Below are 14,872 nucleotides of genomic sequence, written 5' to 3'. Positions count from 1 at the left end.
TTCCATGGCAGGCTCACGACCGTCCGGCAATGGGGATTTCAGTCCGGAACGGAAATCCAGCGGCCCTCTTCTTTGATGTACTTGCGCTTCACCGCCGCCCACGCGATCCGGTGGGCGGCTTCCTCGCGCCGCGGGTCATCCGCGTGCGCGGCATAGGCGGCATTGAATGCGGCGCGGTAGATGTCGCAGGCATGCGCCGGCAGATGCTCCCGCACCGATGCCGGCAGGTCGGCATTGCTGCGATATGGCATGGGGGCTCCCCGCTCTGCACGGCGCCGGCGGCATCACTCCTCGGATTCAAGATCCTCGCAGGAATAGCCGAGCTGAGACAGGGCTTCCTCAAGGTAATCGGACAGCAACGGCATGCCCAGAAGGTAGCTGGCGGTGCGATTATTGTGCGCCCGCGAGGCTTCAGCGCGCAGCTCGTCCCAGCTGGAGGTCTCGCCATCGCCGCGCCCCATCCAGGCGAGGGTCACGAGGTCGATCTGCTCATCCTCGTTCAGGCCGCGGATGAAGCTCACGATTTCCCCGCGCACCGGGTCGTCGGGGTGGTCTTCCAGCACCGAGAGCATGGCGTCATCGGCGGAGTTGGAGCCGGGATCGGGTTCCGTCACCACGTCCTTGACGTCGAACTCGCGCGCAAGCTGGACGAGGAAGCACACTTTTTCGACGGGAATGTTCAGATCGGGCGCTTCGGCCATGGTGCATCTCCTCGCAGCGTTCGCGTCAGCGGTAATGCGCCGCTCGCAATCTTACAACGCATTTTGCTGCGTTGGGGGTCCATCGGCGTTGAGCGGGGTCAATCGGCGATGGGGCCCGCCGTGCGCGGCGCAGCGGTGGCGACCATTGTGACGTCCGCCTGAGCCAGCCGCTGAAACAGATTGCGCCTGCGCACCAGTGGCCACCATTCGTAGAGGAAGATTTCCAGCGGTCGCGAATTGGCCACCCAGCCGAGGATGATCAGGCTCTCCACCACGAAGCTGCCGAAGGTTCCGCTGCCGAAGGCGCGGGTGGCCGTGCGCGCCAGGAACAGGCACAGAGCCAGCACCGCGCCACCGATGACCAGCATGCGCTGGCCGATGCGGAACAGTTCGCGCAGCTCGCGCGAGACCGCATCCGCGCGGTCCTGGAAGAAGTTGTGGATCGCCTCGCCGACGCCCCGCGCCTCCGGGCGCTGCATTTCCTCGTCCGGCAGGTGGATGACGATGCGGATGGGCTGGCGAGCCGGCAGTTCCCGCGCCCAGCCGACAATGAATTCCTCCGCATCGGCGTCGAGATCCCGCTCCCGAAACGGAAAGGGGTCCAGCATGTTGAAGAGCTGGGAGACCTTCTCCAGGCGGATCTCGATGGCGTCCCCGGGCGCGCTCACCCTCTCCCCTCCTCATGGGCACGGCCAAAGCTGAGCGAATCAACTCCCGTACCGGCTGAGGATGCGCTCGCGCGCCTTGCCGCCAAGTGGATTCCGGTGCGCGTGAAGAAAACGCTTCGAATCAAAGCGCTACGGCATCCGTGAGGGGATGCTGATGATCTCGCCATCCACGGCGAACCGGCCGAAGCCGCGGTGGTGGATCGTCTTTGCGGCTTTGTACGACGGGTCGTGCCACGCCTTCACCACTTCCAGGATGAACAGGTTGAGGCTGTTCACCAGCCGTGTATTAACCACCTTGCATTCGAGGTTCGCGAAGCATTCGGCGATCAAAGGCGCCTCAACCGTCTCCGCCGGCTTGGGGGTGAGCTCGAACATCTCGAACTTGTCGGTGTCGGCTCCCGAGCAATTGCCGATGCCCACCACCTTGTGCGCCAATTCCACGGCGGGAACGGCGATCACGCATTGCTTCGTGGCCTTCAGCGCGGCGTGGCTGAAATCACCCTCGCTCACCACGCAGGCGACCAGCGGGGGCGTGAATTCCACCATCATGTGCCACGACATGGTCATCACGTTCGCATGGCCCCGGCGGCTGGTGGTGAGCAGCACCACCGGCCCCGGTTCCAGGAGCTGATAAACCTCGCCGAGCGGCAGCTCCTTCACGGCCGCCGGCGCGCCCGCACGCGCACAGGCTGCGGCGCCGGCTGGCGCGCGGTGCCGAAATGCAGGGCCAGGGCGCCGAGAGATGCGAGGAATGCGAGCGGGACGAGGGACCACATGGGAGCCTCCCTCCTTCAATTGTGCCGGATGCCGGCAAGGGCGGCATTTAGGAAAGCGATGAGAGCCCCCGTTGGCAAGCGGGACCTTGCTCCGGATCAATTGGGGAGCCTTTTCTCCCACCGAAAGGGGCTCACGATCTCTTGAGCACGGGCTTTCCGAAGGGTGGAGGTGCCATGTTAGGGCTGGAGGCGGCCCAGGATGTCGCCGAGGTCCCGCAGCGGGGTGGAGGCCAGCAGGTTGGCGGGTGGGGCATGGGGCAGGCGGATGGGCTGTGGGGCGCCGCTGGCCGCCCGCGCGGCGCTGGGCGAGAGGCCGAACTCAGCCTTGAATGCGCGGCTGAATCCGGAATGATCGCAGAACCCCAGCTCTTCGGCGATCTGCGACACCGCGCGACGTTCATTCGGGTCGTTGAGCAGGGTGAATGCCGCCCGCAGCCGCTGGCGCTGGATGTAGCGCGACACGCCGCCAAGCTCCTCGAACAGCCGGTAAAGCCGGGAGCGCGAGACGCCCAGGGCGCGGCAGAGCATGTCCGGCGAGAGGGTGGGCGAGGCGATGTTCTGCCGGATGATGCGCCGGGCGCGCTCCCTCAGGGTCTGGGCCACGAGATCCGTCGCGCCGGCCGCAAGGTCGGACCGGGGCGCGAGGGTGGCGGCCAGCAGGGCCTGGGTGGCGGTGGCGAGGCCTGGCACATCGCAGGCGGCAGTCAGGGGGAGCTGTCGGGTCAGGCTCGACAGATGGTCCGCCAGAATGCCGCCCAATCCCTCAAGCGGCAGGTCCGTGGGCGCGCCGTCCAGCTGCGGCGCGAGGTGGGGGAAGAGGTCGCGCGGGATGAACAGGCTGATGACGCGCTCGTCCGAGCCTCCGCCCTGGAACGGCGTGGCGAGCGAGCGCAGGCCGAAGGCGGCCGCGCCGTTGGGGCCCGGCGGGCAGAGCACCAGGCACCAATGGTCCAGTGCGGGCCGGCGCCAATGCTGCCACGATCGCACATAACCCGCGCCCGGCATGGTCGCGACGGTGAGGGCCATGCTGCCCAGGTCCCACACCTCCTGCGCAGCGGCAAAGCTGGTATCGGGGGCCTGCACCAGGTCCAGATTCACCGCCGGAGCCGTGAAGTCCCGCCAGGCCGCGAACTGGTCCGCCGGCGGGAGGGCGTGCGTGCTGAAGCGGTGAGGCAGCGCCAGGGGGGCGGCCACGGGGGCGGCCAGCGGGGTAGCCAGGGATGTGGCGAGAGGGGCGGCACCCGGCGCGGAAATCGTGGCGGCCGGAGCGGCTGCCCATGGAGCCGCGGCGCCGGTGGAGGATTTCGGGGGGATGAAAGAGGCCATCTTCGAGTGCGCGCGTGAATGACAAAGGGGGAAGGCGGATCGCCCACCCTCGCATGGTTCGCCCATGGCACACGCGAAGCAAGCGGCCGGGATGTTCCCTGTGAATATGGTGCGAGCGTGGCCGCACGCGGACCCGCTCTTGTGCATGTGATCTTTTGAGCGCGGTTCCGCCGCGCAGGGAGGTGCTGCGGCCGGCCTATCGCGCCATGCCGGCCCGGAACACCTGGATGGGGGCGGTGATGACCGCGCCCACGGCGCCGCCCACCTTGTCCACGGCATTCGCCGGCCCGGTTACGCCGTCGGAAATCTCCTGGCCGGCCACCAGCTGGTCACCGATGAGACGGACCATTTCCGGCTGGGTGGCGAACTTGGTGTGGTTCAGCGCGTCGCCCCCCTCCAGCGCTGTGAGGTCGAGCACGGTGACGCCCTCGCCCCGCTCCAGGCGGGCCGCGTAATCGGGGTTGGAGAGGTCCACGGCGCCCACGCGCTGCACGTCGCCCGAAAGGGTGCGCGAGAGGCTCAGGGCATGGTCGTTGCGAGACACGAAGATGGTCATGCTGGGCCGCTTCGGCCCCATGTCCCGCACCTGCCGCTCGAACACGTCTATGTCGAGATCGGGGGAGGCCAGGATCACATTCTTGATCTTGGCCGGCACGCGGCCGTCCTGCAGCGCGAGCTGGCGCAACGCTTCCACCGCCAGCCACGCCCCCATGGAGTGGGCGAGCACCACCACTTCGTCCACGTGGGGGCTGCGGGCTGCCTCGGCGAGCACATAGGCCAGATCGGAGCGGGAGAAATTGGCGCTCTCGCGATCATAGAGATAGCTCGTCACCCGCCCGCGGGAGGGCCAGGAGAACAGCACGGGGGCCAGATTGGAATTGGTGTCGTGTACGAACTGGGCGAAGCGGAACACGGCGGCATCGAACGGCGTGTTGAAGCCGTGCACGAACACCAGCACCCGCCTCTTGTTGTTGGGCAGGCGCTGGAACCAGGGCAGCACCTGCTTGCGTGCCAGGGGATCCACCTGCGTCACCACGAATTCGCGGGAAGGATCGCCCGGCACCCGGGTCGGCCACTGGATGGAGCCCGGCTCGCGATTGGGCGGAATGCTCACCACGATATTCGCGAAGGAGAGGGTGTCGCCGCGCTCCCCGCTGAAGACCACGCCTTCCGTTTCTGAGGGCGCGCGGGTGGTGGCCACCAGCATGTCTACCTTGTCGCCCACCTCGGCGCCCACGGCCACCGGAAGAAGCACCCCTTCCGGCCGCGCGCAGCCGGAAAGCGACACGGGCGCCGCGCAGACGGCGGCCAGCGCCAGCACGCGTCCTGCGCGGAAGAAGAGGCTGCCGGTGGTGCGTGCCATTGTGGGGAGGGGTGTCCTGCGCGTGTGGTCAGCCTTCCTCATAGTGTATCGCGGGCGAAATGAGAATGATCTCGTGGCGGAAGGGCGGGTTGTGCGGATGATAAGGTAAGCGCCCGGTGTGCGGCCCATGTCGTTCCGTCGCGGGCGAGCCTGATCCACCGGTCGCGTGAGACTTCCTGCTGCCTCGTCATGGCTCCAAGCCTCTGCTATTGCAGCGTCACGCGGCACGGAAGGCGGCTTTTCCATGAGTGGGACGACAAATGAGATCCATCTCCACCTGAGCGACGTCAAGAATTTCTTTCAGGTGCCAGAGATCGATCCCTTCGCGGGCGATGACCTTGATGTTTCCGGTATCGATCAATTGATGGATGCGCTGAAGGCCCAGTCCGGCTGGAAGCGGAAAAGTCTGCACGCCATCGTTCATCTGCCGTCGGACGCCGCTGGGGATTCTCGCCTGGCGAACATGCCGAAATATATCGAACGGTATTGCGACAAGCAGATTCAATATAACCGCCGCAAGATTGCCGAACTGCGTCTTGAAGGGCGCCATGCCTTGCGCATGGGGGCCTTGTTTCTCTTTGTCTGCCTTGCGCTCTCGGCCGGAACGGAAGCCTTGATCGGGTCTGAAAGCCTGGTGGGGCAAGTGTTGGTGGAAGGCTTCATCATCGCCGGATGGGTGGGGCTGTGGCATCCGCTGGAGCTGCTGCTTTATGCGTGGTGGCCCAATGCGCAGGACATCCGGCTGTATGAGAAGATCAAGTCCATGCGGCTCGACTTCGCTTTCGATCACAAATTGGCTTGAGGCCGGCGTCGGGCTTGCCGGGAGGGGGGAACGATGCGGGTGTTGATCGCTCTGGTGGCGGCGGTTGCCGTGGGCTGCGCGCTCTATGTGGCGGAAAATCTGTTCGCGCCCGTGGCGTTCGCGCTGTTCGTGATCGCCGTGGTGTGGCCGCTGCAGCGGCGGCTGGAGGCTCGCCTGCCGAAGATGGCGGCGGTGCTGCTCACCCTGGTGGTGACGCTCGCGGTGGTGGGGGCCGTTACCTCGGTAGTGGTGTGGGGCTTTGGCCATGTGGGCCAGTGGGTGTTTGCCAATGCCGCCCGCTTCCAGGCCCTTTATGCCCAGCTTGGTGAATGGCTGGAAGGCCATGGCTTCATCCTCGCCAGCGTGGTGGCCGACCATTTCGACGTGCGCTGGCTGCTGCGCCTGTTCCAGGATGTTTCGGGCCGCCTCCAGGGGCTGGCGAGCTTCCTGGTCTTCACCTTTGTCTATGTGCTGCTCGGCCTGCTGGAGGTCGAGGCCCTGGTGAGCCAGCTGAAGGCGCTGGAGCGCAAGGGCAAGGGCGCGTTCCTGCTCACCGCCGGGGCCGATATCGCCCGCAAGCTGCAGACCTACATGGCCGTGCGCACGCTGATGAGCGTGGCCACCGGCGCGGTGGTGTGGGTGTTCACCCTCACGGCGGGGTTGGAGTTGGCGTTGGCCTGGGGCGCGCTCGCCTTCGCGTTCAATTATATTCCCTTCATCGGCCCGTTCATCGCCACCCTGCTGCCCACCCTGTTCGCCCTGGCCCAGTTCGAATCCTGGGAAATGGCGGCATTCGTGTTCGTGTGTCTCAACCTGATCCAGTTCCTCTCGGGCAGCTATATCGAGCCGCGCATTGCCGGCAAGGCGACGGCGGTGTCGCCGTTCCTGGTGCTGTTCGCGGTGTTCTTCTGGGCGTTCCTGTGGGGCGTGCCGGGGGCCTTCATCGGCGTGCCGATCCTGATCGCGGCCCTCACCCTGTGCGCGCACCACCCGGCGACACGCGCCATCGCCGACGTGCTCTCCGGCCAGCCGGCGCATGTGGAGGCGCTGCATCCCGCCCCGGGGCAGGGGGACGCCGCCGCGTGATTGGCGCCAGTCTGCCGCCCGCGCTCACGGGCGCGGCGGCAGGCCAGCGTCCAGCCGCTCCAGCAGATAGGGGAAGAAGGGGTTGGACGACATGCGCACCAGCATGTCCACATTCACGATCAGCGCGCCATATTCCCCCCGCGCGGCGATGTCGCCCAGGCGCACGCCGAAATTGTCCGCCGGGTCCGGCGTGAGGCCGTAGAGCCCGTCCGTGAGCGGAAACGGCACCGCCACATGGGAGAGGGAATAGACGTCGGGCGGATAGGCGAGGGCCAGCGGCGTCACCTCATCCTCGGTGGCTCCGGCCGGGGTCACGCGCGCTTCCATCTGATCGGACGTGGCGCTCACATTGGTGACCACCGAGGAGCGGAACGTGCGCGGCGCCGGTGGCAGCAGCCGGGAAAGGGCGGTCTCTGCGCGGGCGTTGAGCAATTGCTCGAAATGGGTGTTTCGATTGATGTCGAACAGCACCAGCTCGCTGCCATTGTCCTCCAGATGGGTGTGGAGGGCATCGATCACGGCACGGGTGCTTACGGTGTGGTCCAGCACCGATTGGAAGGTGAGCACCGGCGCCAGCCCCGCCAGCCGGCCGGCGCGCAGGTGGCGCTGGATGTTGGCCTGTAGCGCCTGGGTCAAAAGGAAGGACTGGCGCGCGGCCTGCACCGGAAACGAATTGTATTTGAAGGGGTTGAATTCCGGGATGATGGAAAGCCACGCCGCCTTCGCGAAGGCGGGGAAGATGGCCGGCCACCCGGCAATGCCGGAAAAGCGCGCGAATTCCGTCACCCCCACCATGGGCGAAAGCAGCACGATCTTCGAGGGGGCCACCAGCTTGGGGTCATCAAGGGCGTCGAGGGCGTGCATCAGCGCGAGCGCGCCGCCATTGGAATAGCCGATGATGTGCACCGGCTTGTCCGGTCCCATCCGCCGGCGCGCCTCGCGCATGGCGAGGCGGGTGGCGGCAATCCAGTCCTCATAATGCGCCGCCGTCAGCGCTCCCGGCACGGTGCCGTGCCCTGGCAGGCGCAGTGCGATGGAGACGAAGCCGCGCGCGGCGTAGCGCCGGGCGAGATGGCGCAGGCTGTAGGGGGAATCGGTGAGGCCGTGCAGGAACACGGCGGCGCCCACCGCCTCGCCTTCCGGCTCCAGCACGAAGGTGCGGTTGAAATCCTGCGCGAAGTGGCCCGGATAGACGGGGCTCTGTGCGAAATAACGGTTGAAGCGCTCGCGGTCGCGCGGTGGCAGCTGGTCGGTCACATTCTCGCGCACCGAGGCGAACAATTTATCCTCGGCCGCCTGGTAGGTGGCGAGATCCGCGGTGGCCAGCTCGGCGCGGCTCATCTCCTTCGGCACGAAGGTGTGCCAGGGCTCCAGCGGCGGCCCCCGCCAGGCATCCACGGCCCGCACGGTGAAGACGGTCGCCAGGACGATGAGGAGCGCGATGCCCGCCCGCCGTGCCCATCGCCAGAGCCAGCCGAACATCATCCCACCCCTTCCGCTTCCTTGGCCGCTGCAATGGGCCGCGCCGCCCTCTATAGCGGCGGTGGCCGGCGGCACCAAACGCAGCATCTGAAGTGAAGGTAATATAATAACATCTGCGACCAATGTCGGAGCGCTGGCGCTCCACCTTTGGGATGGCGCGAACAGGCGCGGGACGCTGTGCTCATCCGTTTCGGCCCGGTGCGGGGCAAAGATCATCGGGGTGATGAAGTCGAAATCGGAAGAGTCCGGATGAAGAGGGTGAGAGGGAAGGTGGGGCGTCCTGTTCCGGAGCCGGCGCCGGGCGCGACGGCGGATCTCGATGCCGTGGTTCTTCAGCAAATTTTCTTTTCGGCCGGCGATGATCCCTGGGATCGGCAAGAGCGACTGCGCCGGCGCCGGCTGCTGCGCCGCCTGCTGCGCCGCCCGGCCGCCCGCATCGCCAGCCGGCGCGTGAAACGCAAACGGCTGCTGGACCGGCTCGATCAGCAGGTGCTCGGCGATGAGGTGCGCGCGGTGCAGACGCAGCGCCGCGGCGAGGTGCGCCACATCATCCGCCTGACCCAACCGGCCACCCCGGCGGCCGCGCCCCGGTCCCCGGCCGCGCGCGGCGGAGGGTGGGGCCGCCTCGCCCGTGGCGGGCGCCCCGGCCGGCGCTGAGCCGTCTCGACCATCGGCCCTTTCGGGCAGCATGCGCGCGGGTCGCGCGAGCCGGGCTTGCCACTGCTCATGGCAGGTGGGGCCTTTGGCAGGTGGGGCCTTCGCCTGCGGGGCTCCTTCGTTGCGCCAGTCGCGTCGCGCCGTGGACGGCGCGCGATGCAGGTGCGAGAGGCGCGAGCGTATGGGAAGAGCCACCGTGCGCGATCGGCTTGGCCCGCCCCGGACGCCGTTCCTTCCCGCCGCGACCTGCATCCGGCCCGCGATGGGGGCCGGCGCGGCTTGAACCAGGTCAGGCCGCAGAGGGGGCCACTTCCGCGCGCGCGTCACCGCAAACACGTTCAAGTGGAGAGGGATCCGCTCGCGTGTGGAAGCGCGCAAAAACAAGAGGATCGACCGCCCTCGCGCTTCCTGGAACCCCTGAAACCGTCTGGCGACAGCCGACATGTCGTGCGCCGCGAACAGTTCATGCCCGCCCGCAGGAGGTTCCGCCGGCTATGGCCTCCTCGCTCGCGCGGGGCCAAAGGTTGGACGGCGGACGCGGCCGCGAGCCGAAGGGCGACGCCTTGGAACGTCGCGACGCCTGAATGCCGCTCTGCCGCGCCCTAGGTTCGGCCGACGTTTGAGAGGCACGGTTTGCCGGGGGGCTCGTTCCCCTCCGCTTGCGGCGGAGGGCTGGGGAGGGGGCAGGACCACTTAGGGCAGGACCACTTAGGGCAGGACCACTTAGGGCAGGACCACTTAGGGCAGGACCACTTAGGGCAGGACCACTTAGGGCAGGACCACCTCACCGGCATGGAGCCCTAGGATTCAAGACTTTTTGAGATTTTCGAGGCGTTGCCCTTCGCCGCGCTGCCGGCGCTACGTTGCCAGCGTTTTGCCTGCACCCCGGTCCTCGACGCAAGCGGGAGGTGGGCGGCACCGTGAGGAACGCGGTGGTAACAAAGTGCAAGCCGCACCACGCGCGCTGAATGGCGATAGGCCAAGCGGGTCGTCAAGCTCCTCGCTTCCCGGCAAACGGGAGGACAAGCGCGTTCCTCCCCACCCCTGTTCCTGGAATGCGATGCGCCCCGGCGGCATCGCCGTGCCCGGCCGCACCTCACAGCGTGATGATGGAGGCGGCCGGCCCCAGGGCCCGCGTGGCGCATTCGGCCACATAAGCGTGGTGGGTGAAGACGATCACCTGCGTGATGGCGCCAAGCTCGGCCAGAAGCCGCATGCCCGCTTCCGTGCGGCCTTCATCGAAGGTCACGAACAGGTCGTCGGCAAGGAAGGGCAGGGGCGTCGCCCGCCGCGCATGCTCCTCGATGGCGGCTACCCTGAGGGCCAGGAAGAGCTGGTCGCCGGTGCCCTCCGACAGGGCCTCGACACCATGGAGCCGACCATCCCGCACGGCACCAAGGCGCGGCGGGTCCTGGTCGTAGTCGATGTCGATACCGCTCCAGCGTCCGCCGGTCAGGGTGGCGAAGGCGCTGGCGGCGCGGGTGACGATGGGGCTCTGATGTGCCTCGCGATAGCGCTCGATGGCGAAGGAGAGCAGGCGGGCGGCCACATGCTCGCGGGTGAAGCGCTCCATGGCCGCGCCCATGTCGGCAATGGCGTCCTGCATCTCCTGCGCCGCGTGGGCGGCCCCATCCTTCTGGCTTAGGGCCTCCTGGGCGGCTTCGGCCTGGGTGTGGCGGACAATGGCGGCATCGCGTTCGGCCCGGGCCGCCGCATGGGCCTCGGCCGCCTCGGCGGCGTGGCGGGCCAAAGCATCGTCGTCCCGATCCGCGATTTCCGCGCGGATCTCTTCCAGGTCGCGGCCGCCGCGCAAATCATCAAGGCGGAGGTTGGCCGCGGCAAGATCTGCGGCGCAGCGTGCCGCCTGCTCCAGGCGGTCCACCTGCTGGGGCAGTTCCGCCGCATCGCCGACACCGGCGCGGGCGAGCACCTCCGCCAGCTTCTCCTCCGCCCGTTCCTGGGCCGCGCGCGCGGCCGTGGCGGCAGCGGTGCGCGCGGCCAGCTGCTCGTCAGCGGCTTCGGCGCGCGCCCGGGCTTGGCGCGCGCTTTCCACCCGCTGGCGCAAGGCGCGGACGGTGGCGAACAGGTCGCCAGATGCCTGCTGGCCCAGCCGGCCGAGAAGCCCTTCGACCGCCTGAACAAAGCGCGCCTCGTCCTGCTCGATGCCGGCGATGCGGCGTTCGGCGGTGACGAGTTTCTCAACCACCGCCAGGGCCTCGTTCCACAGGCCGAGGGCCGCGCGCGCCTCGTCCGGGTCCGCCTCCAGGCGGATGCACAGGGGAGGGAAGACCTGCCCCACCTCCGCGACAAGCTCGGCGCCCTGCATGTCGAGCGCGACCTTGCGGCTGGCGAGGTCGGCCGCGTCGAGATCGTGCCGCGATTGGTCGCGCTGCCGGTCACGCTGGCGTTGGAACGTGGCGGTCAGCGCATCGACGGCGGCGCGCAGCTCGGCCATAGCGAGCGGCGCGGCTCCGAGCGGCGGCAGGCCAAGGGCGCCCCGCAGCTCTTCCGCCCGCACGCGGTCCCAGTCCACCGCGGCCTTGAGCTGCTCGGCCTCGGCTTTCTGGTCCAGCAATTCGTCAGCGGCGGCGCGGATCGCCTCCACTTCCTTCAAGACCGCGATGGAGCCTTCATCCGGGGGCAGGCGGCTCTCGCGCCACAGCCCTTCCCATGCCGCGCGCGCGGTGTGCAGCTCGACCCCGGAGGCATCCACGCGGTCCTGGGCCTGGCGCAGCCGGGTTTGCCCGTCGGCCAGGTCGAGATCGGTGCGGGCGAGGTCGGCAACACGCTGGCTCTCGCTCTGGCGATCATCGGCCAGCCGGTCGGCGGCGGCGAGGGCGCGCTCGAACTCTTCCGAGTGCATTGCGTCCTGGGGGGCCACCGGGCGCTGGGCGAGCAGAACCGGGCGCAGCGCGCGCCATAGGGCATCGCGCGCCTCGCGCCGCGTGGTGATGGCCTGGGCGGTGGGCGCCGTGCCCGCCGCATCGAGCACGGTGCGCCGCGCCTTGAGTTGTTCCACCTTGTCGGAGAGCTCGTCCCGCTGCTCTGTCTGCCGCGCATGGGCATCCGCAAGGGCATTGAGGCGGGCGAACGCCGCTTCCGCGACCGCGCGATCCGGCAATGGCCTTTGCACCAGATCCTCGGCCCGCCAGGGGCCGTAAGGCAGGCGCGAAATGCGTGCGGACAAGGCTTCGCGGGCGGTGGCCAGCTTGCGTGCGTGGGCGGCGGCATTGGTCGCGCGCGTCTCAGCGCCATCAAGGGCGTCGAGCTGACGCTTCAGCGGCGCTGGGTTGGCGGACGGAACCTCCGCGCCCGCTTTGGCCTCCGTCTCGCGGCGGCGACGCGACAGCGCCTCCGTGTCCTTCGCCAGGGCATCGAGCCGGGTGGTGTGGTCGCGCAGGCGGTCCACCAGCTTTTCCGCACGCGTCAGCAGAGGGCGGCCGGGGAGGCGCGCCCGCAGCGTCTCCACACCGTCCAGCTCCAGGCCGGACGCGATGCGCGCCAGCTCCGCCCGCGCGCCGTCGGCCTCGCGGCGGCGGTTGGGCAGGCTCTCCAGCTCCTTGCCCACCTGGGCCCGCTCCTCGTCGCGGCGGGCGATGTCGTCGGCCTCCGCAAGAAGGGCCTCGTCGACGGTGATCGCCTGGCGGGCGGCGCGGGCCTGATCCTCCGCCACCTGCGCTTCGGCAGCCGCCTCCACGGCACGGTTGCGTGCCGCCAGGCGCTCGCGCGCGAGGGCGGGGAAGCCGGCTTCGACCTCCGGCAGGGGGCCGAGGGTCGCGCGGGCGGCTTCGGCGGCGGCGATGGCGCGCAGCTCCTTGGCCGCCCCGCGCAGGGATTGGGCCCGGCCGGCGACGCGGGCGGCCTCGGTCTCCGCCTGCTCAGCGGCCTTGCGGTCGAGGGCGGTCTCTTCCACCGTCGCGCGGGCCTGGCGCACGGCATCGGCGCGCAGCTCGCTCTCCTGGCGGGCCTTGTCGGCCTCCCTGTAGCGGCCCACGGCGGCGTAGAAGGTGAGGCGGGAGCTGGCCCGGTCGGGATTGAACAGCTCCGCCGCGCTGGCCTTCATCTGGTCCCGCAGGGCGGCCACCCGGCTCAGGCCCGGCGCCGCCGCGATCAGCGTATCAGCGAGATCGCCGCCACCCGCCAGCAGCTTGGCGCCGCCTTCGCGCAGCCGTTCCTGATCCAGCCCGAAGATGGCGCGGAACGCCGCCTTGTTGTGGGCGCCCAGGAAGGAGGCCAGCACATCGTCCGGCAAGGGTGTGTCCTTGTCCGCGTCCACGAGCGTGGACTGCCGCCGCTTCAGCCGGGCGAAGGACAGGGTGCGACCGGACCCGTCGGCGATGGTCGCCGAAAGCCGCATGGATTTGTAGTCATGCAGGAAGTTGAAGCGCGAGCGCTCCTCGATGCCGAACAGCACATCGCAGGCGGCGGCGAGCGCAGTGGTCTTGCCGGCTTCGTTGGCGCCCAGCACCACCACCACGCGGGCGGCGGGGTCGAAATCGAGCCGGCGATCGGTGAAGCGGCCGTAGCGGTCCAGGCCCAGGCTGAGGAACTTCATGGGGTGGTCTCGTCCGGATCGGCAAGCCGCGCGAGGATGGCGTCCCGGGCCTCGCCAACCGCTGCCGCGAGCAGCGCGTCGAGATCGGGATCATCCTGACCCAGGGCTTTCAGCGCCGGCCGCGGCGCGCGTTCATAGAGTCTGCGCAGGGTTTCTCGAAGGTCCGACTGGGCGGCGGGATCGTCGGCCACGTCCGCCAGGATCTGCTCGAAATCGGCCAGCAGGGGCGCGGCGGCGGGGCGTGGCCCTTCCACCTGGATCGAGACCTTCTCGATGAGCACGGCCTCGCTGACCTCCGCCGCGAGGGCAACCATGTCCTCCCGGATCTGCACTGGATCAGCTCGCAAGGCTGCCGCCATGAGGCTGCGGCCGGTGAGGGTGACGCGCACCGCAAGCGGGCGCCCTTCCGCCTGGTCCACCGCTTCCGCCAGGGCGGCGCGGGCGCGCTCGAGCACCGTTTCGCGGCTGTCGGCGCCGGTGAGCTCGACGCTCAGGGCCTCGAACCGCGCGGCATCCAGCGCCAGGGCTTCGAGCGCGGTGATGCGCCCGTCCTCAACCCGCACCAGGGTCGCGCCCTTGGGGCCGGTTTCCCGCGCGTGGCGCCCTTGCAGGTTGCCGGGGAAGACGATGGCGGGGCTCTGCGCCACCACCTCGCGCTGATGGATGTGGCCCAGGGCCCAGTAATCATACCCGGCGCGCTCGAGGTCGGCCACGGTGCAGGGCGCATAGACCTCGTGCCCCTCCCGCCCGGTGAGGGAGGTGTGCAGCACGCCGATATTGAAATGGCCCGGCACGGCGGCCGGATAAGTGAGGGCCAGATTCTGCGCCACATGGCGCTGGGCGAAGCCGCGACCGTGCAGGGCCACCTTCAATTCGGGCAAGGTCACGGTCTCGACCTCGTTCACCGAGAAGGAGCGCACATTCTGCGGCAGCGGCAGCTCGCTGGTGATGACCGAGGCGGCATCGTGATTGCCGCGCAGGATGAAGACCGGGATGGCTTCCCGCGCCAGCCGGCCCATCTGCCGCACGAAGAAATGGCCGGTGGCGAAATCCTTCCAGTCGCCATCATAGATGTCGCCGGCGATGACCAGGAAGGCCACCTTTTCCGCCAGCGCGGCCGACACCAGGTTTTCCAGCGCCCGGCGGGAGGCATCGGTGAAGGCCGCGGCCTCGGGCCCGCGCCGCGCAAGGCCGCGCAGGGGGCTGTCCAGATGCAGGTCGGCGGCGTGGAGAAATTGGAACGAGGCGGTCGTCATCCGGGAATCACTGCAGCCCCTCGTGGTCGGCGGGGCGCCAGATTGCGTGCGCCCACCCGCCTTGGCAACCGGGCCCGGCGCATCCTGCCGCGGCGATGGGCATTTTCCCCCACACGGTCCCGGTGGTGGGGCCCATTTCTGCCATATTCGGGATTGCCAAGGCTGGCATTGATTGTATGGTCACCGGGCTCCCCGCGTGG

12 protein-coding genes are annotated in these 14,872 nt (G+C 68.8%); 3 read left to right on the top strand and 9 right to left on the bottom strand.

Annotated elements, in window-relative coordinates:
• Positions 1 to 38: 38 nt before the first annotated feature.
• The 6 genes from L0966_RS12785 to L0966_RS12760 all read right to left on the bottom strand — a co-directional run bounded on the left by L0966_RS12785 (position 39) and on the right by L0966_RS12760 (position 4,834).
• The gene (locus tag L0966_RS12785; protein ID WP_234052326.1) at positions 39 to 251 is read right to left on the bottom strand and encodes a ChaB family protein; all 213 of its coding nucleotides are present in this window, start codon (positions 249 to 251) and stop codon (positions 39 to 41) included.
• A gap of 33 nt (positions 252 to 284) precedes the next feature.
• Entirely contained in the window at positions 285 to 701 is a 417-nt protein-coding gene (locus L0966_RS12780) for a DUF3775 domain-containing protein (RefSeq protein WP_234052325.1), read from the bottom strand.
• A gap of 98 nt (positions 702 to 799) precedes the next feature.
• Positions 800 to 1,369: a hypothetical protein gene (locus L0966_RS12775; RefSeq protein ID WP_234052324.1), complete on the bottom strand. Its 570-nt coding sequence runs from the start codon at positions 1,367 to 1,369 to the stop codon at positions 800 to 802.
• A gap of 129 nt (positions 1,370 to 1,498) precedes the next feature.
• The gene (locus tag L0966_RS12770) at positions 1,499 to 2,029 is read right to left on the bottom strand and encodes a flavin reductase (protein ID WP_234052323.1); all 531 of its coding nucleotides are present in this window, start codon (positions 2,027 to 2,029) and stop codon (positions 1,499 to 1,501) included.
• A gap of 293 nt (positions 2,030 to 2,322) precedes the next feature.
• Positions 2,323 to 3,471: an AraC family transcriptional regulator gene (locus L0966_RS12765; RefSeq protein ID WP_234052322.1), complete on the bottom strand. Its 1,149-nt coding sequence runs from the start codon at positions 3,469 to 3,471 to the stop codon at positions 2,323 to 2,325.
• Positions 3,472 to 3,667: 196 nt separating this feature from the next.
• The gene (locus L0966_RS12760) at positions 3,668 to 4,834 is read right to left on the bottom strand and encodes an alpha/beta hydrolase (protein WP_234052321.1); all 1,167 of its coding nucleotides are present in this window, start codon (positions 4,832 to 4,834) and stop codon (positions 3,668 to 3,670) included.
• A gap of 304 nt (positions 4,835 to 5,138) precedes the next feature.
• Between L0966_RS12760 and L0966_RS12755 the strand changes: the two genes are divergently transcribed.
• Positions 5,139 to 5,636: a hypothetical protein gene (locus L0966_RS12755; RefSeq protein WP_234052320.1), complete on the top strand. Its 498-nt coding sequence runs from the start codon at positions 5,139 to 5,141 to the stop codon at positions 5,634 to 5,636.
• 33 nt (positions 5,637 to 5,669) lie between these two features.
• A complete protein-coding gene (locus L0966_RS12750; RefSeq protein ID WP_234052319.1) occupies positions 5,670 to 6,722 on the top strand; it encodes an AI-2E family transporter in 1,053 nt (350 codons plus the stop codon).
• A gap of 24 nt (positions 6,723 to 6,746) precedes the next feature.
• Here L0966_RS12750 and L0966_RS12745 read toward each other — a convergent pair whose 3' ends face one another.
• Positions 6,747 to 8,204 carry a carboxylesterase gene (locus L0966_RS12745; RefSeq protein ID WP_234052438.1) on the bottom strand — a complete coding sequence of 486 codons (1,458 nt, stop codon included), beginning with the start codon at positions 8,202 to 8,204 and terminating at the stop codon, positions 6,747 to 6,749.
• A 177-nt stretch (positions 8,205 to 8,381) separates the two neighbouring features.
• On the opposite strand from L0966_RS12745, the gene L0966_RS12740 reads away from it, so the two are divergent.
• Positions 8,382 to 8,861: a hypothetical protein gene (locus tag L0966_RS12740; protein WP_234052318.1), complete on the top strand. Its 480-nt coding sequence runs from the start codon at positions 8,382 to 8,384 to the stop codon at positions 8,859 to 8,861.
• A 1,096-nt stretch (positions 8,862 to 9,957) separates the two neighbouring features.
• Here the strand turns inward: L0966_RS12740 and L0966_RS12735 are convergent.
• Complete coding sequence (locus L0966_RS12735) at positions 9,958 to 13,416, bottom strand: YhaN family protein (RefSeq protein ID WP_234052317.1); 3,459 nt, start codon at positions 13,414 to 13,416, stop codon at positions 9,958 to 9,960.
• Positions 13,413 to 14,672: a DNA repair exonuclease gene (locus L0966_RS12730; protein WP_234052316.1), complete on the bottom strand. Its 1,260-nt coding sequence runs from the start codon at positions 14,670 to 14,672 to the stop codon at positions 13,413 to 13,415. The genes L0966_RS12735 and L0966_RS12730 overlap by 4 nt, the downstream gene beginning before the upstream one ends.
• Between the last annotated feature and the right edge of the window lie 200 nt (positions 14,673 to 14,872).

Origin of the sequence: Xanthobacter sp. NM-59, from assembly GCF_021401125.1 — a bacterium.
Lineage (GTDB): Bacteria > Pseudomonadota > Alphaproteobacteria > Rhizobiales > Xanthobacteraceae > Xanthobacter.
This window is presented reverse-complemented; position numbering and strand designations above follow the sequence as displayed.

What these genes read in the sequence shown, in the direction of transcription:
- L0966_RS12785 (WP_234052326.1), bottom strand. Translation starts at nt 251, where the DNA reads ATGCCATATCGCAGCAATGCCGACCTGCCGGCATCGGTGCGGGAGCAT.
- L0966_RS12780 (WP_234052325.1), bottom strand. Translation starts at nt 701, where the DNA reads ATGGCCGAAGCGCCCGATCTGAACATTCCCGTCGAAAAAGTGTGCTTC.
- L0966_RS12765 (WP_234052322.1), bottom strand. Translation starts at nt 3,471, where the DNA reads ATGGCCTCTTTCATCCCCCCGAAATCCTCCACCGGCGCCGCGGCTCCA.
- L0966_RS12760 (WP_234052321.1), bottom strand. Translation starts at nt 4,834, where the DNA reads ATGGCACGCACCACCGGCAGCCTCTTCTTCCGCGCAGGACGCGTGCTG.
- L0966_RS12750 (WP_234052319.1), top strand. Translation starts at nt 5,670, where the DNA reads ATGCGGGTGTTGATCGCTCTGGTGGCGGCGGTTGCCGTGGGCTGCGCG.
- L0966_RS12745 (WP_234052438.1), bottom strand. Translation starts at nt 8,204, where the DNA reads ATGTTCGGCTGGCTCTGGCGATGGGCACGGCGGGCGGGCATCGCGCTC.
- L0966_RS12735 (WP_234052317.1), bottom strand. Translation starts at nt 13,416, where the DNA reads ATGAAGTTCCTCAGCCTGGGCCTGGACCGCTACGGCCGCTTCACCGAT.
- L0966_RS12730 (WP_234052316.1), bottom strand. Translation starts at nt 14,672, where the DNA reads ATGACGACCGCCTCGTTCCAATTTCTCCACGCCGCCGACCTGCATCTG.